Source organism: Bartonella sp. OT172YNZD (assembly GCF_042193725.1).
Taxonomy (GTDB): Bacteria; Pseudomonadota; Alphaproteobacteria; order Rhizobiales; family Rhizobiaceae; genus Bartonella; species Bartonella grahamii_A.
This window is the reverse complement of record NZ_JBHILZ010000001.1, coordinates 108,769-126,652: the sequence shown is the minus strand read 5'-3', so window position 1 is coordinate 126,652 and position 17,884 is coordinate 108,769. Positions and strand designations below refer to the sequence as shown.

The 17,884-nt window shown below is 37.3% G+C and carries 17 protein-coding genes; 6 read left to right on the top strand and 11 right to left on the bottom strand.

Going from position 1 to position 17,884, the window contains the following annotated elements:
- Window positions 1-44 precede the first annotated feature (44 nt).
- From ACFIJS_RS00500 to infC, 3 genes are all read right to left on the bottom strand, one after another.
- A complete protein-coding gene (locus tag ACFIJS_RS00500; RefSeq protein WP_375648804.1) occupies window positions 45-1,817 on the bottom strand; it encodes an ABC transporter ATP-binding protein in 1,773 nt (590 codons plus the stop codon).
- Window positions 1,818-1,881: 64 nt separating this feature from the next.
- Window positions 1,882-2,067 (bottom strand): hypothetical protein, encoded by a 186-nt coding sequence (locus tag ACFIJS_RS00495; protein ID WP_375648802.1) that lies wholly within the window; start codon window positions 2,065-2,067, stop codon window positions 1,882-1,884.
- Window positions 2,068-2,395: 328 nt separating this feature from the next.
- On the bottom strand, window positions 2,396-2,914 hold the full coding sequence (infC, locus tag ACFIJS_RS00490) for a translation initiation factor IF-3 (protein ID WP_375648800.1): 519 nt from the start codon (window positions 2,912-2,914) through the stop codon (window positions 2,396-2,398).
- Window positions 2,915-3,109: 195 nt separating this feature from the next.
- Between infC and ACFIJS_RS00485 the strand changes: the two genes are divergently transcribed.
- The 3 genes from ACFIJS_RS00485 to dapE all read left to right on the top strand — a co-directional run bounded on the left by ACFIJS_RS00485 (window position 3,110) and on the right by dapE (window position 6,062).
- Window positions 3,110-3,889: an alpha/beta hydrolase gene (locus ACFIJS_RS00485; RefSeq protein ID WP_375648798.1), complete on the top strand. Its 780-nt coding sequence runs from the start codon at window positions 3,110-3,112 to the stop codon at window positions 3,887-3,889.
- Between the two features lie 31 nt (window positions 3,890-3,920).
- Window positions 3,921-4,667, top strand: coding sequence for a M48 family metallopeptidase (locus tag ACFIJS_RS00480; RefSeq protein ID WP_375648797.1), 747 nt, complete (start codon window positions 3,921-3,923; stop codon window positions 4,665-4,667).
- A 222-nt stretch (window positions 4,668-4,889) separates the two neighbouring features.
- On the top strand, window positions 4,890-6,062 hold the full coding sequence (gene dapE / locus ACFIJS_RS00475; RefSeq protein WP_375648795.1) for a succinyl-diaminopimelate desuccinylase: 1,173 nt from the start codon (window positions 4,890-4,892) through the stop codon (window positions 6,060-6,062).
- Window positions 6,063-7,611: 1,549 nt separating this feature from the next.
- On the opposite strand, the gene hemW is transcribed toward dapE, so the two are convergent.
- Complete coding sequence (hemW, locus tag ACFIJS_RS00470) at window positions 7,612-8,811, bottom strand: radical SAM family heme chaperone HemW (RefSeq protein WP_375648793.1); 1,200 nt, start codon at window positions 8,809-8,811, stop codon at window positions 7,612-7,614.
- On the bottom strand, window positions 8,808-9,455 hold the full coding sequence (gene rdgB / locus ACFIJS_RS00465) for an RdgB/HAM1 family non-canonical purine NTP pyrophosphatase (RefSeq protein WP_375648791.1): 648 nt from the start codon (window positions 9,453-9,455) through the stop codon (window positions 8,808-8,810). The genes hemW and rdgB overlap by 4 nt, the downstream gene beginning before the upstream one ends.
- Before the next feature lie 515 nt (window positions 9,456-9,970).
- Here rdgB and hrcA point away from each other — a divergent pair.
- Together hrcA and grpE are read left to right on the top strand one after the other, a co-directional pair.
- A complete protein-coding gene (gene hrcA / locus ACFIJS_RS00460; RefSeq protein ID WP_375648789.1) occupies window positions 9,971-11,041 on the top strand; it encodes a heat-inducible transcriptional repressor HrcA in 1,071 nt (356 codons plus the stop codon).
- Window positions 11,042-11,165: 124 nt separating this feature from the next.
- Window positions 11,166-11,828 carry a nucleotide exchange factor GrpE gene (gene grpE, locus ACFIJS_RS00455; RefSeq protein WP_375648787.1) on the top strand — a complete coding sequence of 221 codons (663 nt, stop codon included), beginning with the start codon at window positions 11,166-11,168 and terminating at the stop codon, window positions 11,826-11,828.
- Window positions 11,829-11,938: 110 nt separating this feature from the next.
- On the opposite strand, the gene thpR is transcribed toward grpE, so the two are convergent.
- From thpR to ACFIJS_RS00425, 6 genes are all read right to left on the bottom strand, one after another.
- Complete coding sequence (gene thpR / locus ACFIJS_RS00450) at window positions 11,939-12,478, bottom strand: RNA 2',3'-cyclic phosphodiesterase (RefSeq protein ID WP_375648785.1); 540 nt, start codon at window positions 12,476-12,478, stop codon at window positions 11,939-11,941.
- A gap of 619 nt (window positions 12,479-13,097) precedes the next feature.
- Entirely contained in the window at window positions 13,098-13,391 is a 294-nt protein-coding gene (locus tag ACFIJS_RS00445; RefSeq protein ID WP_375648783.1) for an HPr family phosphocarrier protein, read from the bottom strand.
- 17 nt (window positions 13,392-13,408) lie between these two features.
- Window positions 13,409-13,807 carry a PTS sugar transporter subunit IIA gene (locus ACFIJS_RS00440; RefSeq protein WP_375648781.1) on the bottom strand — a complete coding sequence of 133 codons (399 nt, stop codon included), beginning with the start codon at window positions 13,805-13,807 and terminating at the stop codon, window positions 13,409-13,411.
- A gap of 135 nt (window positions 13,808-13,942) precedes the next feature.
- Window positions 13,943-14,407: an HPr kinase/phosphatase C-terminal domain-containing protein gene (locus ACFIJS_RS00435; protein WP_375648779.1), complete on the bottom strand. Its 465-nt coding sequence runs from the start codon at window positions 14,405-14,407 to the stop codon at window positions 13,943-13,945.
- 23 nt (window positions 14,408-14,430) lie between these two features.
- Window positions 14,431-16,215, bottom strand: a complete 1,785-nt coding sequence (locus ACFIJS_RS00430) for a stimulus-sensing domain-containing protein (RefSeq protein WP_375648777.1) — start codon at window positions 16,213-16,215, stop codon at window positions 14,431-14,433.
- A gap of 39 nt (window positions 16,216-16,254) precedes the next feature.
- A complete protein-coding gene (locus ACFIJS_RS00425; RefSeq protein WP_375624768.1) occupies window positions 16,255-16,977 on the bottom strand; it encodes a response regulator transcription factor in 723 nt (240 codons plus the stop codon).
- Window positions 16,978-17,363: 386 nt separating this feature from the next.
- On the opposite strand from ACFIJS_RS00425, the gene lysM reads away from it, so the two are divergent.
- On the top strand, window positions 17,364-17,819 hold the full coding sequence (gene lysM, locus ACFIJS_RS00420) for a peptidoglycan-binding protein LysM (protein ID WP_375624767.1): 456 nt from the start codon (window positions 17,364-17,366) through the stop codon (window positions 17,817-17,819).
- The last annotated feature ends 65 nt before the right edge of the window (window positions 17,820-17,884 follow it).

Genomic DNA, 17,884 nt, shown 5'->3' with positions numbered 1-17,884 from the left:
GCATTACCTTCTATCCATTTTTATTTCAAATCTTATTTAAGGGTCTAGAAATTAGGAGGTATGTTTTTGAACTGGATATTATGAAGTTTTTTATAAAACCCATGTTCTTTTGCTAGTAATTCTTTCTGAGTGCCTTGTTCAATCAGTTGTCCATTTTGTATGACCACAATTTTATGAGCACGAGCAATCGTTGAAAGGCGGTGAGCAATAATGATCGTTGTGCGTCCTTTGGTAAGGTGTTGAATGGCTTCATTAATTTGTGATTCGGTGTGTGAATCAAGCGCACTCGTTGCTTCATCAAGAATCAGAATTTCGCTATCGTGAATTATTGCTCTAGCGATAGCGAGTCGTTGTTTTTGCCCCCCTGAAAGATTACAGCCATTATCACCTATCTGTGTATCATAACCATTTGGCAAACTCATAATAAAGTCATGAGCATTTGCTGCTTTTGCTGCGTCGATAATTTCGGCATCACTAGCCCCTTCTTTTCCAAGCCCGATATTATATTTAACAGTTCCTTGAAAGAGAAAAGTATCCTGTCCTACATAGGCCATCAGGTTTCTCAGAGAGCGAAATGTCGTGTAACGGATGTCTTGATCATTAATCAATATGCGTCCTTTTGTAGGGTCATAGAGGCGCATAATAAGGTTGATAAGGGATGACTTTCCCGAACCGGATGGTCCCACCAATGCTGTCATTTTTCCGGCTTCTATTTCTAGGTTGATGTCTTTCAATATCATTTTGTTATCAGTGTATGCAAAAGAAACATGTTCGAAACGAATAGTTCCTTGCGTTTTACTCAGATCTTTAGCTTCTTTATGTTCTACAACTGTAAGAGGACAATCGAGTATTTCAAACATCGTATGGATATTGACCAAGCCAGATTCAATTTTTACACGTACATTTGCTAGTCTTTTTGCGGGTTCATAAGCTAAAAGTAAAGCAACAATAAAGGACATAAATTCACCTTGAACACCTGCGCGTTGGGTTGCAAGATAACCGGAAAAACAAATAATACCTGCAATAGCAATACCCGTGAGTGTTTCCATAATTGGATTGGTGATAGCTTCGAGTGTTGCAATATTGTTTGTTTGTTTTTCAACATCACAAATGGCTTTGTCCATCCGTTTTTTCATGACTTCTTCTAGTGAAAAGGTCTTGATGATTCGAATACCAACAGCCGTTTCCTGTATGATTTTGATAATTTCACCAAGTGAAAGGAGCTCTTTTTCCATCAGGCAGCGAATGCGTTTTAAAGCCATTCGAACGCCTAAAAAAGCTAGTGGTCCGACGATTAAAGTAATGGAGATTAACACAAAGTTTTGAATGAACATGACAAGTAACAGACCACTAACGGAAAGCAAATCACGTACAAAAGTTGTGATAATAGTATCAATTATGTTACGTACGGCTGTCGCATTATGAGTTACACGAACAAGAAGATCAGATGAAGTATTATTATGATAAAAAGAGACTCCTTGTTCCATAAGTCGTGCAAAAATTTTACGCTGTTGTTCAGCAATGATACTATTGCCTGCTTTGTTTAGAAAGTAAGTTTGAGAAAAAGTTGCAACTCCCTTGAGAATAAAGATAAAAGCAATGAAGCTAGAAATAAAAACAATCATAGGAAAATTTTGTGCATCAATAATCTGATTAACAACATCACGCATAATCCATGCACTAGTTGCCGTGGTACAAGAAATGATGATCATTGAGAAAATAGCTGCACTGTACCAACGCATATGTTTACGAAAATTTTCTCGCAAAAGGCGGATAATAAGATGTTTATCGAAAGAGGAAATTTGTTTTTTAGCCATGAAGTGCTTCTATATTCTCTCATTATTTTATGCAAGATTGGAACACTCTTAATTAAAAAGCCCCTTAATCTTTTTTACAAAAATAGCCTTTTCTTTCAAGGTTCATCGTATCAATCTCATGATGGTGAGAGTGAAGGGTGTAGGGCAAAGTTTCTGTGAAAGGTATAACGAAAATTCGTTGTTTATCATTATTTTTAGTTTTCAATAAAAGGTACTGGTGAGTTTCACCATTGTATTTACCAATTTCCATATTGTGATAGCCTTTGGCACTTGAAATGACTCACAAAAAACATTTCTGCTTTTTTAATAATTTTTATGTATCATCTCCATTTCTGATGTGTAAGCAAACAATTTTGCTGCATTGTATGATAAGAGAGCTTGAAATAAGGAGATCTTACGATGTGTGAGCTTTCTCATTTAATATGCAAAATAAGGAATTCTTCTTATAAATTGATAAAGCATGATTTATACACATTTATAAAATCTTAAAAGCACCACAAAAACTCTATGTGGTGCTTCTAAATAATACTATAACATCATTTTGATGAGTTGCATGCAACTATTATTCCAATGCAAAATTATTTAGGTGCTATCACCATCATCATTTGCCGGCCTTCAAGCTTTGGCTCCAATTCGATTTTGGCAATTTCACTTGTATCTTCTTTCACACGCTGAAGAAGCTTTAATCCAAGATCCTGGTGAGCCATCTCACGACCACGAAAACGCAAAGTAATCTTTACTTTATCACCATGATCAATAAAGCGATGAACAGCCTTGAGTTTGACTCCATAATCATGGACATCAACATTTGGACGCATCTTAATCTCTTTGATTTCGATGACTTTTTGCTTCTTACGCGTTTCAGCAGCTTTTTTTTGGGTTTGATATTTTAATTTGCCTAAATCGATGATTTTACATACGGGTGGCTTCGCATTTGGTACAATTTCAACCAAATCAAGTCCCGCATCTGCAGCCATAGCAAGAGCTTCTTGTATCGTGACAACCCCCTGATGTTGTCCTTCATCATTGATAAGCTGAACATGAGGTACCCGGATATCCTGATTTGAACGTGGTCCGTCTTTTTGGGTAGGCGTCATTTTAAACGGTTTACGAATGGTTTATGCTCCTTAATTTTGATTCAACTACGGTTAATTTAATATACAATTATGCACCTAAAAACAACTATAATTCGCGTCTTTTTCATTATTTGATTTATTACTTTTTGGAATGATTTAGATTATAAAAGTTTTTCTCTTAATTTAAAGAAATTGTTTTATGGAGGATACAGAGTCATGGATCAAAATATTCCTTGTCAGTTTTTTTTGTTTGAGAACACCGCACTTGCAGTACGCTATCGCAAGGGGCACCAATCTCCAGGTTTGGTTTGGCTTCATGGCTATTTATCCAATATGTCAGGGGATAAGGCGATGTTGGTTGATAATTTTGCTCAGAAGAATGATTTGTCTTGTTTACGTTTTGATTACTCTGGACATGGAGAATCGGATGGTGATTTTTTTCAAGGAACGATTTCACGCTGGGTTAAAGAAAGTTTAGCGGTTTTTGAAACTTATTGTGAGGGGCCACAAATTTTGATTGGCACCTCTATGGGCGGGTGGATTGCGCTAAAGCTTGCTATGATTCTAGGACAGAAAAATAAGAAGCTTGCTGGCATGATATTAATTGCTCCAGCACCTGATTTTACACAAACATTAGTGGAACCAGAATTAGGCCCAGAAGAATGGAAAACTTTGGAAGAAAAAGGCTATATTGAGCGACCTGCTGTTGGTGATACAGAGCCAATGCCCTTTACAAAAACACTGATTGAAGATGGATACGAAAATTGTGTTATGAAAGGATGCATTGATGTTGGGTGTCCAGTTCATATTCTACAAGGAATGAAAGATGCAGAGATACCCTATCAGCATACATTGACTTTACTGGATCATTTGCCTCTCCATGATGTAACATTGACACTTGTTCGTGATGCAGATCATCGCTTTTCTCGTCCACAAGATTTAGATTGTTTTGAAACAGTCTTGAGATCTTTTATCAATCAGATTAATACAAAATAAAGGATACATTTATTGATGAAGATAAAAATATATGAGCATTTCTAAACAGCATTTTATTTTTTCTGATCGCTCTGTACCTGTACGGGTGCGGGAAAATAAGTGCGCGCGCCGTCTTACCTTACGTATCGATATCAGCAGTCAAGAGATTTGTGTAACAACACCACCAGCGATAAGTCTCTGTACGATTCAAAGTTTTATTGAAAAGCATCGGTCTTGGATTGAGGCACGTCTTGCTCGTGTACAAATCTCTCATGAAAATGCTTATCTCAAAGAGGGGGCGACGATTTCTTTATTGGGTGTTTGCCATTCCATAAAGCATAGAGAAGGACGTGGGGTGACGGAAATTATTGCAGGAGATGCAGGACAAGAACCTCAAATTATCGTTTATGGTCAATTAGAATACCTCCCAAGACGTATTGCTGACGTTTTGAAAAAACAAGCGGCACGCATTATAACGCCTTTGGTGGCACATTATGCCCATAAAGTAGAGCGTAAAGTCAAATCAATTTGTTATAAAGATACGAGAAGTCGTTGGGGGTCTTGTTCAATAGATAAGCGTCTTTCTTTTTCTTGGCGCCTTGTTATGGCACCAAAAGAAGTTGTGGAATATGTTGCTGCTCATGAGGTTGCTCATCTTGTTGAAATGAATCACGGTCCAAGATTTTGGGCTCTTTGTGAAGAACTATGTCCTGATAGTAAAACGTATCGCGCTTGGTTGAAGGAAAATGCTCATAGATTGCAAGCAATTAATTTTGATTCATATAATTTAGAGGCGTAAAAAACTTTCCAATGAAGGCAATATTTAACGGAACTTTTTGTTGAGTGTTTTGTTGTGTGTGTACTTGCTCATACATAATGAGGAAGCTATTGAAGCTCTCAGCACGATTGTTCTCCCCTGCTTGGTTTGCTGAGTGTCTTCAATGTTTTTACTTTATCTTTTTTGTAATTCAGCATAATAACCTTAAGTTCCGATGACTTATAAAAATGGGAAGGCGACCTTATGCCTGTTCTTACAGATCCACTTCAGCTATTACAGAGACTTATCCGTTGTCCTTCTGTTACACCTCATGAAGCAGGGGCTTTATCAGCTTTGGAACAATTTTTGAAAAAAATGGGATTTCATGTCGAGCGCCCTATTTTTACGGATAAAAATACAGATAATGTTGAAAATCTTTATGCAAAAATGGGAAATGAAGGACCCCATCTTATGTTTGCAGGTCATACAGATGTCGTACCACCAGGTGCATTGGATGAATGGACCTATTCACCTTTTGAAGCTATCATAGATCAGGGGAAATTATATGGGCGGGGTGCTGTTGATATGAAGGGCGCAATCGCTTGTTTTATTGCGGCGCTAGCGCGAGTTCTGGAGAAACGGCCCATTAAAGGAACGGTAAGTTTTTTGATTACCGGTGATGAAGAGGGACCTGCTGTTAATGGTACCGTCAAACTTCTCAAATGGGCAGAAAAAAAAGGCGAAAAATGGACTGCGGCTCTTGTGGGGGAACCAACAAGTGTAAAGACTGTCGGGGATGTCATCAAAATTGGTCGCCGCGGATCGATTTCTGGTATTATTACCGTGAGAGGTCGCCAAGGTCATGTTGCTTTTCCAGAGCGGGCTTCTAATCCCTTGCCTTTGGCAAGTAAGCTTATTCAAGCATTAACACAAACTGCTTTAGATAAAGGGACAGAGAATTTTCAACCCAGTAATTTAGAGCTAACAAGCATCGATACCGGTAATTTAGCGGTCAATGTTATTCCAGCGCAGACAACAGTTCATTTTAATATACGCTACAATGATCTTTGGACAAAAGAAACACTGATGGAGGAAATTAAAAAGCGTCTTGCTTTGGTGCAATCAAAAAACAATGGTGACCAATATCCTTCTTATCAGCTTGAATGGATTCCAAGTTTAGGGGATGTTTTTTTGACCAAAAATAATAAACTCATTCAAACGTTATCTAATGCTATTAAAAGTGTAACAGGGAATATACCAGAATGTTCCACTTCTGGCGGTACTTCAGATGCGCGATTTATTAAGGATTATTGCCCAGTGGTTGAATTTGGCTTACCAGGACAAACGATGCATATGGTAGATGAGTGTGTAGCCCTTGATGCAGTGGAAACGCTTACTACTATTTATGAGCGTTTTATTGTTGATTTTTTTTCATAAAGAAATGATTTTTGGCTCAAAAATACCTTTATCTTGTTGTGCCATAAGACATTGCTATTTGAGGTGTGGTGATATGAAACACGTAAGACTTAATATATTAAGTGGTTTTAGAGTAAGTGATGAATATTCTTAAGTTGGGATTCTTGCCTGTAGAGTCTTTCGTTAAGTGAATTACATAATTGGAAAGCCAAGTGGGACCTGCTTTAAGAAGCGGAACTGTTTACAGACCATATTGGATTAAAATATTCGTTCTTTAAAGTGTAGAAAGGAAGTCAACATGCAATCATATATGGAAAACAAGGAATACTATATCATAATTGTGTGATGTCAGGTTGAAGCCATAAAGACACACAAAAACATGCTGCTATTGTAAAAAGTTCGTACAACATAAATGCGCTCATTCACAGCTCATATTTTAATATGGTTTCTGCACTCCCATAAAAGGTACTTCTTGTTTCAATTAGCCTCTCTTAGAGTAAAGCCCATAGAAATGCTCTTTAAGTTTGTTTTATTTCATATATTTTGCCCTGCTTTTTTTGTCCCCAAGAATTTCCATTGCAAAATCATTATGTGATAGAAGGTAAGCTTATTTTATCAGCTTTAATATTGGAGATGATAAAGATACACAGAAATTCTTTTGTAGCAGCACGTTGATTTCTTTAGCCAAGGATTGTCCTAGTACTATTCTCAATTTTTTAATAAAATAACCTTAAAGGATGCTATAGACACTCATAAACATGTACGCAGACAAGTAAGATCATATGAGATTAATGTCGTTTCGCTCGCTAACAAAGCAATCTCGATTCATATCTGGTATATTTGCCATTTGAGTGCTTTATTTGTTTAATAAAACTCATGATTTTGCTGTGACCTATAAATCAATACCAATCATACAGCTGCGTATCTCAAATAAATATTGGTCAGTATTTTTTGCGACAACAGCTTTTATATGCCAGAATAGGATAAAAGTATTGTGTATATCTATTTTTGTAATCTCTGAAACAGACATACAGCCACAACCTCATTGAGGGAAAAGGTATAAAGGTGAAAATCAGCGTGCTTTTTTACTCTCCTTTTTTATTCGGTTTTACGGTTTTTAAAAGTATCTAGATTAATATCTTTCTAAATAATCAGAGATTAATGCATGGTTTCATACTTGTTTTAAAGAAATTTTCCCAATGTTTGTCACATCCGTGCCACTACGGTGCTTATGATGTAGTGTAATATAAAATTTTCTGTAAAGTGTACAAAATCTATAGTGCCTCACCATCTTTACGTTTATTAAAAAGAAAGTCAGACCACCATACACTTCCTAGCTCAAAATATTGCAATAGCTTTTAGCACTTAAGAGTGTTCATAAGAGAGACATTTTTACTTCTTTATTATAGCTTTTATCCACATGCTTCCCTACTTTTAAAGTGTAAACAAATGGTGACAACTAATTTACTATAAATAGTTTTGAAATGAGAGAATCTCACGATATTTTAATCTCACCTCTGCTATGAAAAATGATAATTATGATTAAAATAAGTATGTTGTTATAAAAACTTTAGTTTACGAGTTGGCTGATGATGTGATCAAGAACAATCCGTCCTTTGGTTGTCGCTTTTAAGCGTTGGTTATCCACTATTTCTATCAATTTTTGGTGTTGTAAATCGCTTAGTTTTTCCATTGGGATGCGTTTAGGGCTTAAGGTTTCATAGCGTATAAGTTCTAAGCCTTCGCAAAGGCGTAATCCCATAAGGAGCATTTCATTTGCCTGTTGTTCAGTGGTTAAATGTTCTGTTTCAATACAGCCATGTCCTGTTGTTTCTACTAAATTAAGCCACTGTTCGGGATGCTTTTCATTTATTGTGACATAACGTTCGCAGTTTTCAAGGTGTGATGACAATGTTTTTGAACAGGTAGAGGAATGATTCGGTGCGTGCTCAATGAAACGTCCATGTGCTCCTGGACCAAAGCCTGCATATTGGTAATAACGCCAATAAAGAAGATTGTGTGCTGATTCAGCACCGGGCATTGCATGGTTTGAGATTTCATAGGCAGGAAGTCCATGCAGTGCCGTTATTTCTTGGGTAAGATGATACAGATCTGCTGCTAGCTCTGATGCGGGAAGGATAAGTCTTCCTGCATCATGAAGCCGTTTAAAAGCAGTTCCTTCTTCGATCGTCAATTGATAAAGAGAAAGATGGTCCGCTGCCAAATTAATTGCTTGTACAAGTTCAGATTTCCATTGTTCAAGGGTTTGTTCGGGGCGGGCATAAATGAGATCAAAGGATAAACGTGGAAAAATTTCCCGTGCTAAAGCAATAGCACAAAGAGCTTGTTCCACATTATGGAGTCGGCCAAGTTTGCGCAATGCTTTATCATTGAGCGCTTGTATCCCTAGAGATAAGCGATTAACACCTGCCGCACGGTATCCACGAAAGCGCTCTGCCTCCACACTGGATGGATTAGCTTCTAATGTAATTTCAACTTTATCATCGACTACCCATTTTTTTGCAAGTGCTTGCAAAAGGGCATCAACAGTTTGCGGCTCCATAAGAGAAGGGGTTCCTCCACCAATAAAAATACTTGTAATATGGCGTGGGCCTATTTTGTGATATTGCGTTTCTATTTCGTGCTTAAAGGCGGAAACAAAACGTGTTTGATCAACACCATGGATGCGAACATGCGAATTAAAGTCACAATAAGGACATTTAGCTGCACAAAAGGGCCAATGAATGTAAATGCCAAAAGGTTCATTCATGAGGATGCTAAAAGGTTTTCTGCCAAAAGTTTGAAAGCACGTGCGCGATGTGAAAGAGGGGGAATATCATTACGTTTCCAGTTGTGTTTTTGCTCTGTTGACATTTCTCCAAAGGTATTTTCATATCCATCTGGTAAAAAAATAGGATCAAAACCAAAGCCTTTGTCTCCCCGTGGAGGCCAAATGAATGTTCCTTCAACGCATCCGCGGAAGTAATCTGCATGAGCATCAGGCCATGCAATGCAAATGATGGATATAAAACGGCATTTTCGTTGACTTTTTTCTTGTGCTCCGACTTTTTGGAGTTCATTTTCTATTTTTTTCATAGCTTTTGGAAAATTACGTGTACCATCGGCTTGAATCGCCCAATCAGCGCTATAAACGCCTGGCGCACCCTCCAATGCATCTATTTCTAAGCCTGAATCATCAGAGAGGGCAGGAAGTCCTGTTTTTTTTGCTGCTGAAAAAGCTTTAATATAAGCATTTTCTTCAAATGTTTTTCCTGTTTCTTTTGGTTCTGGCAAGTCCAGTTCTTTTGCTGATTGTATTATTAAACCGAAAGGCGTAATTAAAGTAGTGATTTCATGCAATTTGCCGGTGTTATGTGTAGCAATGACAAGTTTCCTATCTGCTATGCTTCTCATATAGATTTCTCCAAAAATAATAAGGGGAACTATTTTTTGCTAAAAAACAGCTTAAATACTCATATAAACACATTCTGCTTAATTTTACATGATATGATTATTTTACACGTTTTATGATATTTTATTCCAATAAAATTTTTTATCTTGTATGAAGATAACCTTGCCAAGATATGAAAGACATGCCTTTTTTATGATAGTATTTTTATGGTAAATTTCCACTTTCCTGCTTGCTCTAAAGGGTGAAATTGTCTATTTACAGCGGTTTTTAAATAATCCAGGTTCTCTTAGCAAGTCCCTACAGCAGACCACTTTACAGATCAACTCTTAATCTTAAATATTTCTCACACACTCTAACAAAAAATACCTTCTGCGTAATTTATCAATCATCACTTTGAAAGGTAGCATTTTACGGCTCAATAGGATAATATGTTTTTATACTATTTTAGACTATTTGACCAAACCTTGGCAAAACTTATATAAGAGGTGAGTATTTTAAAAGTAGTGAAACAATTGTGATGAAGCACAAAAATATTGATAATGAACTAAAATATCTTGATAAACGTTCGCGTGATATTTTTCGCCATATTGTTGAAGCTTATCTTAATGATGGTGAACCTGTAGGGTCACGCAATCTTTCGCGGCTTTTACGACAGACATTATCGCCTGCGACGATTCGCAATGTGATGAGTGATCTTGAACATCTCGGTTTGATTTATGCACCACATGTTTCTGCGGGTAGAATGCCGACACAATCAGGTTTACGCTTTTTTGTTGATGCATTTATGGAAGCGGGTGATTTGCCAAACGAAGAGCGAGAAAATATTGAAATGCAAGTCAAAGAGGCTGGTCATGCACAATCGGTTGAACATTTTCTTGTTCAAGCAAGCCGAGTTCTTTCAGATCTTTCACGTGGGGCAGGGCTTGTTTTAGCAACAAAACAAGAAGGAACATTGAAACATATTGAATTTGTGCGCCTTGATAGGGAGTACGCTCTTGCCGTTTTGGTGACTCAACAAGGTGAAGTTGAAAATCGTATTGTTCATTTGCCGGAAGGGGTTACCCATGCACAATTGACGGAAGCAACGAATTTTCTCAATGCCCATATCCAAGGGCGTACATTGAGTGAAGCTAAAGAGGAAATTGCCCGCTTATGCGCAGAAACACAGGCTGCACTTGATGATTTATCGCATCATCTTGTTGAAACGGGATTAGCTCTTTGGGGAGGAGAAGGTGCTGATCATAAAATACACCTCATTGTTCGCGGGCGTAGCAATTTACTTGAAGATGTGAAAGCAGAAGAAGATTTAGAACGGTTACGCCATTTGTTTGATGATCTTGAAACGCGTGAGAGTATGGCACAGCTTCTCGATTTAACGGATGAAGGTTCTGGGGTTCGAATTTTTATTGGTTCAGAAAATAAGTTATTTTCACTTTCTGGTTCTTCTTTAGTTGTAGCACCTTATTGTGATTCACAACAAAGAGTCATTGGTGCTTTAGGCGTTATTGGTCCTACACGGCTTAATTATGCAAGGATTGTGCCCATGGTTGATTATACAGCTCAACTTGTGTCGCAGTTATTGCGTTAAAACGATGCAGGTAAGTATTTGTACTATAAAAGCTCATTGTATTATATACATCGATACCCCTTGATTTTTGTCTGTAGAATTTCGATATCGAGAATAACGAATCTTATGAAGGAATAAAATTTTTATGTCTGATGAAAAAAACAAAATTACTGACGCTTCATTTGGAAATTGTGATTTAAAAAATCCAGCTGATCGTAATACACTTAAACAGGCAGCCGATGAATTTTTAAAAACACATAAAACAGAGGAACACGAAGACGTTGAAAAAGAAAGCAATGAGGTTAGTGATCTTTTAGCGTCTTTGCAGGATGAAAATAAAGAACTGAAAGATCAGCTTTTACGTCTTGTTGCAGATATGGAAAATCTTCGACGCCGTACTATGCGAGATGTGGCGGATGCAAAGGCTTATTCCATTGCTAATTTTGCACGGGATATGTTATCAGTTTCTGACAATCTCAATCGTGCTCTGGAAGCTATTCCAGAAGGTGCGCGGGAGAGTGATGTTGGTTTGAAATCATTAGCAGAAGGTGTTGAAATGACTGAGCGTGCCATGATGGCAGCATTAGAACGTCATGGGGTGCAAAAAATTCATCCAGAGGGACAAAAATTTGATCCTCATTTTCATCAAGCGATGTTTGAAATTCCTAATGCCGATGTTCCAGATAACACTGTTCAGGAAGTTGTTCAAGCAGGTTACATTATTGGTGAGCGTGTTTTACGTCCAGCGATAGTTGGTGTAGCTAAAGGGGGAGTAAAAGAAGCGTCTGTTGAATCTGATTCGGGATAAATGTTTCAAAAGAAACATCTGCAACGCGAGATAACATCATTACAACATATGCCGCTTCAAATTTTGAAGCAGTTCATCGAAAAGGTTTTAAAAGGGTGTAAAAACACCCTTTATTTTTGAAGTAGCCAAGTACCTCTTACAATATAAGGGGCATTGCTTTCAGGAGATGGCGATAACAGTAAAACGAATCGGTCAACCTCAAAAGGAGGAAATGAAAAATCACCTCGAGAAGTTAGATAAGCAGGAAGATCTTCAGGTCTAATATCGAGTAGCCGTGCAAGAGTGATATGAGGCATAAATTGTTTTTCATCAGGAGCTAATTTCAAGCGGCTCCGGATTTTTTGCATCTGTTCGTGTAAAAGATTAAGAGTTTCACAAGGCTCAATGCAGACAACAAGAGAGTGGGGAGCATCTTTTGAACCAAAAACTTCAAAACCTTTCGTTTTTAGCGCAAAAGGTGGAAGCTTTATTGCTTCAAAGGCACAAATAATCTCATCTGCTACAGAGTTCTCAATTTCACCAAAAAAAGATAAAGTGATGTGGAAGTTTTGCGGGTTAATCCACTGCGCATTTGGCAAGCCATTTTGCAGCGATATGAGAGCATTTGTTGTTTCTTGTGGAATTTGAAGTGCACTAAACAAACGTTGCATGTTACCTCCTTATAATTAGGAAACATCACTATGAGCGCAATGATGTATGAATGAATAATGGATTGCTCCACTAGTAATGAGACAATCATATAGAAAAAGAAAAGCTGAAAAATGGCTAGCATAATTATCAATTGAATTTATAAAGCTTATAAATCTAAAATAATGCTCATAAAACCATGTTTGCATGAAGTTATTGCAAAGATATGGAGTTAGAATATCACTCATGCCTTCATTATCAACTCCATAAACATAGCCTAAATAAAGCAAGTTGATAGATTTTTGATTGTGGGATCATCTTTACAGCGGTCAAAAAGAGATTCAAAGCCACTTTAGCATATCTCTATAAACATTTAATTATGTGTTTTAAAAGCGGCGACAACGATTAATATTCAACAAACATGCAAATTCATCAAATAGCAATGGAAAAGAAAACTCATACAGATATTATGTATAACACAATTGCTACAAGTATTTATACCTACGATAAATCCAAGGCCAATTTAAACGAATATGAACTCAGATATTATTAAGAAAAAACGAAGAAATTAACAAAATAATTATTAGAAGAAGTCTCTTTTTATCTCAGGGATGATCACATTTCTTTATTTTGTGAGAAGTTTTAGTTCTCTTCTCCAAAGTTGTTATTGATAAGCTTTTCAAGAGCATTAAGAGCATCTATTGCTTCTGGTCCTGAAACACGAATGGTGAGGTTGCAACCAGATGAAGCCGCTAGCATCATAAGTCCCATAATTGATGATCCACCAACGATTTTTCCATCCTTTTCAACTTCAACAGTAACATTAAAATTGTCAACAGTTTGTACAAATTTTGCAGAAGCACGTGCATGCAACCCACGTTTATTACAGATATTGAAATGACGACTTATACATGGGAGGGTATCTTTGGAAAACATTGGTATTTTATTATCCGCTATAAAATCATACTTGGTACATTAATATATTTACGCCCTGCTTCTTGTGCTATTCTTAACGCGTCTGATAATGAAATATCAGGACATTTGCGAATAGAAATCAGTTTAATAAGCATAGGCAAATTAACACCCGCAATCATTTCAACGCGTCCTTTTTCAATAGCAGGAATAGCTATATTTGATGGTGTTCCACCGAACACATCTGTTAATATAATTACGCCATGATCCGTATCTGTATCAGTTACTGCGGCTATAATATCACCCCGACGCTGATCTATATCGTCATCGGGATAAATGCATATTGTTGCGAACTTTTCTTGTGCTCCAACAACATGTTCCACAGCATGTAAAAATTCAACAGCCAGCTCACCGTGCGTTACAAGCACGAGTCCAATCATTTACGCAAACTCCTGTTAACTAATAAGATCCGACCATATTGGTGGGAAAGACATTTTACAAGGCTTTGTCTTGCTGCCAAGAAAAATTTGCAAAAAAAAGGCAAAAATTGTGATTTTTTTATCTTTAGAAAAGAATTAGACAGATTTTTGCCATATTTTTCTAAACAAAAATGCTTCAATAGCTTGACAAATGGCTGTACAATCGGCTTCACGAAGAGAGGGAAGTTTTAAGAGAGGAACGTGCAAATCTTCAAATTGAAAAGTTTTATTTGTGGAAAAACGTTCAGATTCCGGACCAAGAAAAATAACACAATCGATAGTTGTGTGCTTTTCAAACTCTATCATATAAAGACCAACGCCACGAATCTCGATACCGCCCTCTAAATTATCAGGAGTGTATCCGTGGAGCTTTCCATTTTCCGCACGCAACATTGTATAATCATCGCTGATAAGCTTCGCTTCACGTTTTGACCACTCAGCACGGTCGAGCAAAGAAAGGGTAAGGGTTGATTTTCCTGATCCCGATGGACCTATAATTAACAGCCCCTTGCCGCCTAATTGAAGGCAATTTGCGTGGAGTATTTCACATTTTGTTTTCATACCTTTTACTTTGGATAAAAGATTTATTTAGCGAGGGGAAGCATAATAATAAAACGTGCACCAGTTTTACACTTCCCAAGCGTAGGATCAATAATATTTTCGGCTGTAATTGTCCCATTATGAGCCTCGATGATTTGCCGACTAATAGAAAGGCCAAGTCCAGAGTTTTGTCCAAAAACATCTTCGTTTGGTCGATCTGTATAAAAACGCTCAAAAATGCGTTCAATATTTTCTGAACGAATACCTGGGCCATTATCTTCAATGGTTAAAATAAGGGTTGAAGCATGACTTTTCATAGTAATACAAATTTTGCCACGATTCCGAGGAATAAAAGAACGTGCATTTTCAAGAAGATTTGAAATCACTTGCCCTAAACGGAGTTCATGTCCCAATACAAGATAGGCTTTTCCATGAGGACGTGGGACAATATTAAGGCTTATATCAATGGTTTGCGTATTACGATACACTTCCTGAACAGCATGAACAAGACTTTCCAAAAGCGGTTTCATATCAACAATCTCTGCGGTTTCTCGTGCAAGCTCTGCATCGAGCCGCGATGCATCAGAAATATCTGTAATCAACCGATCAAGACGGCGCACATCATGTTGAATAATTTCAAGCAATTTCTCTTGTGCTTCTTCATTTTTAGCCAGAGGGAGCGTTTCAACAGCACTGCGTAGAGAGGTGAGAGGATTTTTTAGTTCGTGGCTTACATCAGCAGCAAAGCGTTCAATGGCTTCAATACGCATATAAAGGGCATTGGTCATATCACGAATAGAGGTTGAAAGGTGACCAATTTCATCTTCACGCATTGAGAAATCAGGAATTTCTACACGCTGATTATTGCCATTACGTACTCGATTAGCCGAGGCAGATAATTTACTTAATGGATGGGCAATCGTATGGGCTAAAAAGAGAGAAAGAACCAAAAGTACGCTGCCTACAACGGCAAAAACTTTAAAGATAACCAGTCTTTCGCCTTTTACAATGTTATCAATATCGGAACCAGTGGTTGAAAGAAGAAGAGCTCCAACCACTGCGCGATAGCGTTGAACAGGAACGGCAACAGAAACAATTAATTGACCTTGTCTGTTGCGTCTTTTAGCCGTAGCAAGAGATCCGTTTAATGCGCGATACACTTCTGGATAAGCAATACCACTGGTTTTTGTTTGTTCTCTGTCAAGAGCAATACCTTTGCCATAAAATGTGCTTAAATACCATGAAGTAAGGCGATCCCACATGTTTTGTTCTTTTTTAAGTGGGGGTAAATCATAACTAAAAACTTCTCCACTAGAATAAAGAACGCGCGAATCAAGAAGGAGAGTAGCATCACGATCATAAATACGTGCTCTTGTCGTTTTAGGTGTGATGAGACGCCGTAAAAGAGGGGCAACTTGCTCAGGGTTAATAGGAAAATCCCAGGAATCGGTTGATTGAGGGGCAGGTGTAACGCTTTCACCAGTCTGTAACTCTAAGAGTTTTTGGGGATCAATGAGAATAGAATTTGTATCTACTGTTGCAGAAGCAGCAATAGCCCCAGCAATAATTTTTCCTTGGGTACATAAACTTTTAATTTTTGCTTCAATTAAACCATCGCGAAATTGGTTAAGATATAAAATGCCTGTAACTAAAACGGCAAGGGCAGCAATGTTTAATATAACAATGCGACGTGTGAGGCTGGAAAAAAGCAATTGTCTAAAGAGACGTTGTGTTCGAAGATGCAAACGAGCAAACATAAGAAATGGCGTTGAGGACGTACCATTAACGGTTGTTTTTTGTAAAGTTTCCAGTTGAGAATTGTCTGTCATCGATTTGATTGCCGTTCAAATTTTTGCGACAAAGTAGTTTTACACCTCGTGGAAACGATAACCTACACCATAAAGTGTTTCAATCATTGCAAAATCATCATCCACTTGTTTAAACTTTTTACGCAGACGTTTAATGTGACTATCAATGGTGCGATCATCTACGTAGACTTGATCACTATAGGCAGCATCCATTAAAGCATCACGACTTTTTACAACTCCTGGTCTTTGTGCTAAGGTCTGCAGAATTAAAAATTCCGTAACGGTTAAAATAACAGGTTTATCTTTCCATGTACAGGTGTGGCGTTCTTGATCCATCACAAGATCTCCACGTTTAAGAGAAGAGGTGGAAGAAGTTCCTATAGAAAGCGGTTGGTTACGTGCATTAGAACGGCGCAAAATAGCTTTCACGCGTTCAATGAGAAGACGTTGGGAGAAAGGTTTAGTGATAAAATCATCAGCTCCCATTTTGAGACCAAATAATTCATCAATTTCATCATCTTTAGAGGTAAGAAAAATAACTGGAAGATCAGATTTTTGACGTAAACGACGCAAGAGTTCCATCCCATCCATTCGGGGCATTTTAATATCAAAAATAGCTAAGTGTGGAGGGTGAAGTGTGAGACCCTTGAGTGCAGATGCTCCATCTGTATAGCTTTCAACCCGATATCCTTCTGTCTCAAGCGCAAAAGATAAAGATGTCAAAATATTGCGATCATCATCAACAAGTACAATCGTTTGCGTGATTGTTGGTGTATCTTTCATGGTTTCTTAGACCTTTCTATTGCTGTGGTAGCAAATTACCCACACTTATTTATATGGGAGTTCATATTTTTTTTGCAAAACAAATATGATACAAATTGTAGCAAAGTAAAAAACCTTTTGTCATTACTGTAAAATCTTGTTTTGCTTTCATAATTTATAATGTTTCTACGTCTATTAAGATCCCTTCGTTTGAGAGAAAATTTTCATAAAGGCTTTTTCTATCAAGGTTTATTACAAAGTTTATTATTGTATTTGTCCCATAATTGAACAGGTATAGTTTTGATTGTTGAAGTTTAGAAAATCTACCTATTTGTTTTAAGAGCAAAGAAAAGAATGTGGCAATATATGCACAAAAATTTGTTTCTGCTACACGAAAGGAGGTTGTAATGGGATTTTTTAATTTTATTAAAACTGTAGGGGAAAAGTTAGGTATTGGGGACCATGAACCAAAAGAAAAAGATTTTAAGACAGCATTTGATCATTTTCAACTCGGTACAGAAAAAGTAAATATTCAAGTTGAAGACGGTAAAGCTATTTTAAGCGGTGAAGTTCTAGACAGGGAGACACTTGAAAAAGCACTGCTGGTTGTTGGCAACTCACAAGGTATCTCTTCTGTAGACGTTGATCAATTAAAGGTTATAGATACAACGCCTAGAAAACCTTCTCGCTTTTATGAGGTTAAATCTGGTGATAATCTTTGGAAAATTGCTGAAGAGGTTTATGGAAAAGGGCAAGGTAATAAAAACACATTTATTTTTGAAGCCAATAAGCCAATGCTAAAATCTCCTGATAAAATTTATCCTGGACAAGTTTTGCGTATTCCTGAAATTGACCATAGTTAATGCATCAAAGCGGATAATTTTTACTGATGGCATTAAACAAAAAATGAAGAAGCGTATAAAAATTT

What these genes read in the sequence shown, in the direction of transcription:
- ACFIJS_RS00500 (WP_375648804.1), bottom strand. Translation starts at nt 1,817, where the DNA reads ATGGCTAAAAAACAAATTTCCTCTTTCGATAAACATCTTATTATCCGC.
- ACFIJS_RS00495 (WP_375648802.1), bottom strand. Translation starts at nt 2,067, where the DNA reads ATGGAAATTGGTAAATACAATGGTGAAACTCACCAGTACCTTTTATTG.
- infC (WP_375648800.1), bottom strand. Translation starts at nt 2,914, where the DNA reads ATGACGCCTACCCAAAAAGACGGACCACGTTCAAATCAGGATATCCGG.
- ACFIJS_RS00485 (WP_375648798.1), top strand. Translation starts at nt 3,110, where the DNA reads ATGGATCAAAATATTCCTTGTCAGTTTTTTTTGTTTGAGAACACCGCA.
- ACFIJS_RS00480 (WP_375648797.1), top strand. Translation starts at nt 3,921, where the DNA reads ATGAGCATTTCTAAACAGCATTTTATTTTTTCTGATCGCTCTGTACCT.
- dapE (WP_375648795.1), top strand. Translation starts at nt 4,890, where the DNA reads ATGCCTGTTCTTACAGATCCACTTCAGCTATTACAGAGACTTATCCGT.
- hemW (WP_375648793.1), bottom strand. Translation starts at nt 8,811, where the DNA reads ATGAATGAACCTTTTGGCATTTACATTCATTGGCCCTTTTGTGCAGCT.
- rdgB (WP_375648791.1), bottom strand. Translation starts at nt 9,455, where the DNA reads ATGAGAAGCATAGCAGATAGGAAACTTGTCATTGCTACACATAACACC.
- hrcA (WP_375648789.1), top strand. Translation starts at nt 9,971, where the DNA reads ATGAAGCACAAAAATATTGATAATGAACTAAAATATCTTGATAAACGT.
- grpE (WP_375648787.1), top strand. Translation starts at nt 11,166, where the DNA reads ATGTCTGATGAAAAAAACAAAATTACTGACGCTTCATTTGGAAATTGT.
- thpR (WP_375648785.1), bottom strand. Translation starts at nt 12,478, where the DNA reads ATGCAACGTTTGTTTAGTGCACTTCAAATTCCACAAGAAACAACAAAT.
- ACFIJS_RS00445 (WP_375648783.1), bottom strand. Translation starts at nt 13,391, where the DNA reads ATGTTTTCCAAAGATACCCTCCCATGTATAAGTCGTCATTTCAATATC.
- ACFIJS_RS00440 (WP_375648781.1), bottom strand. Translation starts at nt 13,807, where the DNA reads ATGATTGGACTCGTGCTTGTAACGCACGGTGAGCTGGCTGTTGAATTT.
- ACFIJS_RS00435 (WP_375648779.1), bottom strand. Translation starts at nt 14,407, where the DNA reads ATGAAAACAAAATGTGAAATACTCCACGCAAATTGCCTTCAATTAGGC.
- ACFIJS_RS00430 (WP_375648777.1), bottom strand. Translation starts at nt 16,215, where the DNA reads ATGACAGACAATTCTCAACTGGAAACTTTACAAAAAACAACCGTTAAT.
- ACFIJS_RS00425 (WP_375624768.1), bottom strand. Translation starts at nt 16,977, where the DNA reads ATGAAAGATACACCAACAATCACGCAAACGATTGTACTTGTTGATGAT.
- lysM (WP_375624767.1), top strand. Translation starts at nt 17,364, where the DNA reads ATGGGATTTTTTAATTTTATTAAAACTGTAGGGGAAAAGTTAGGTATT.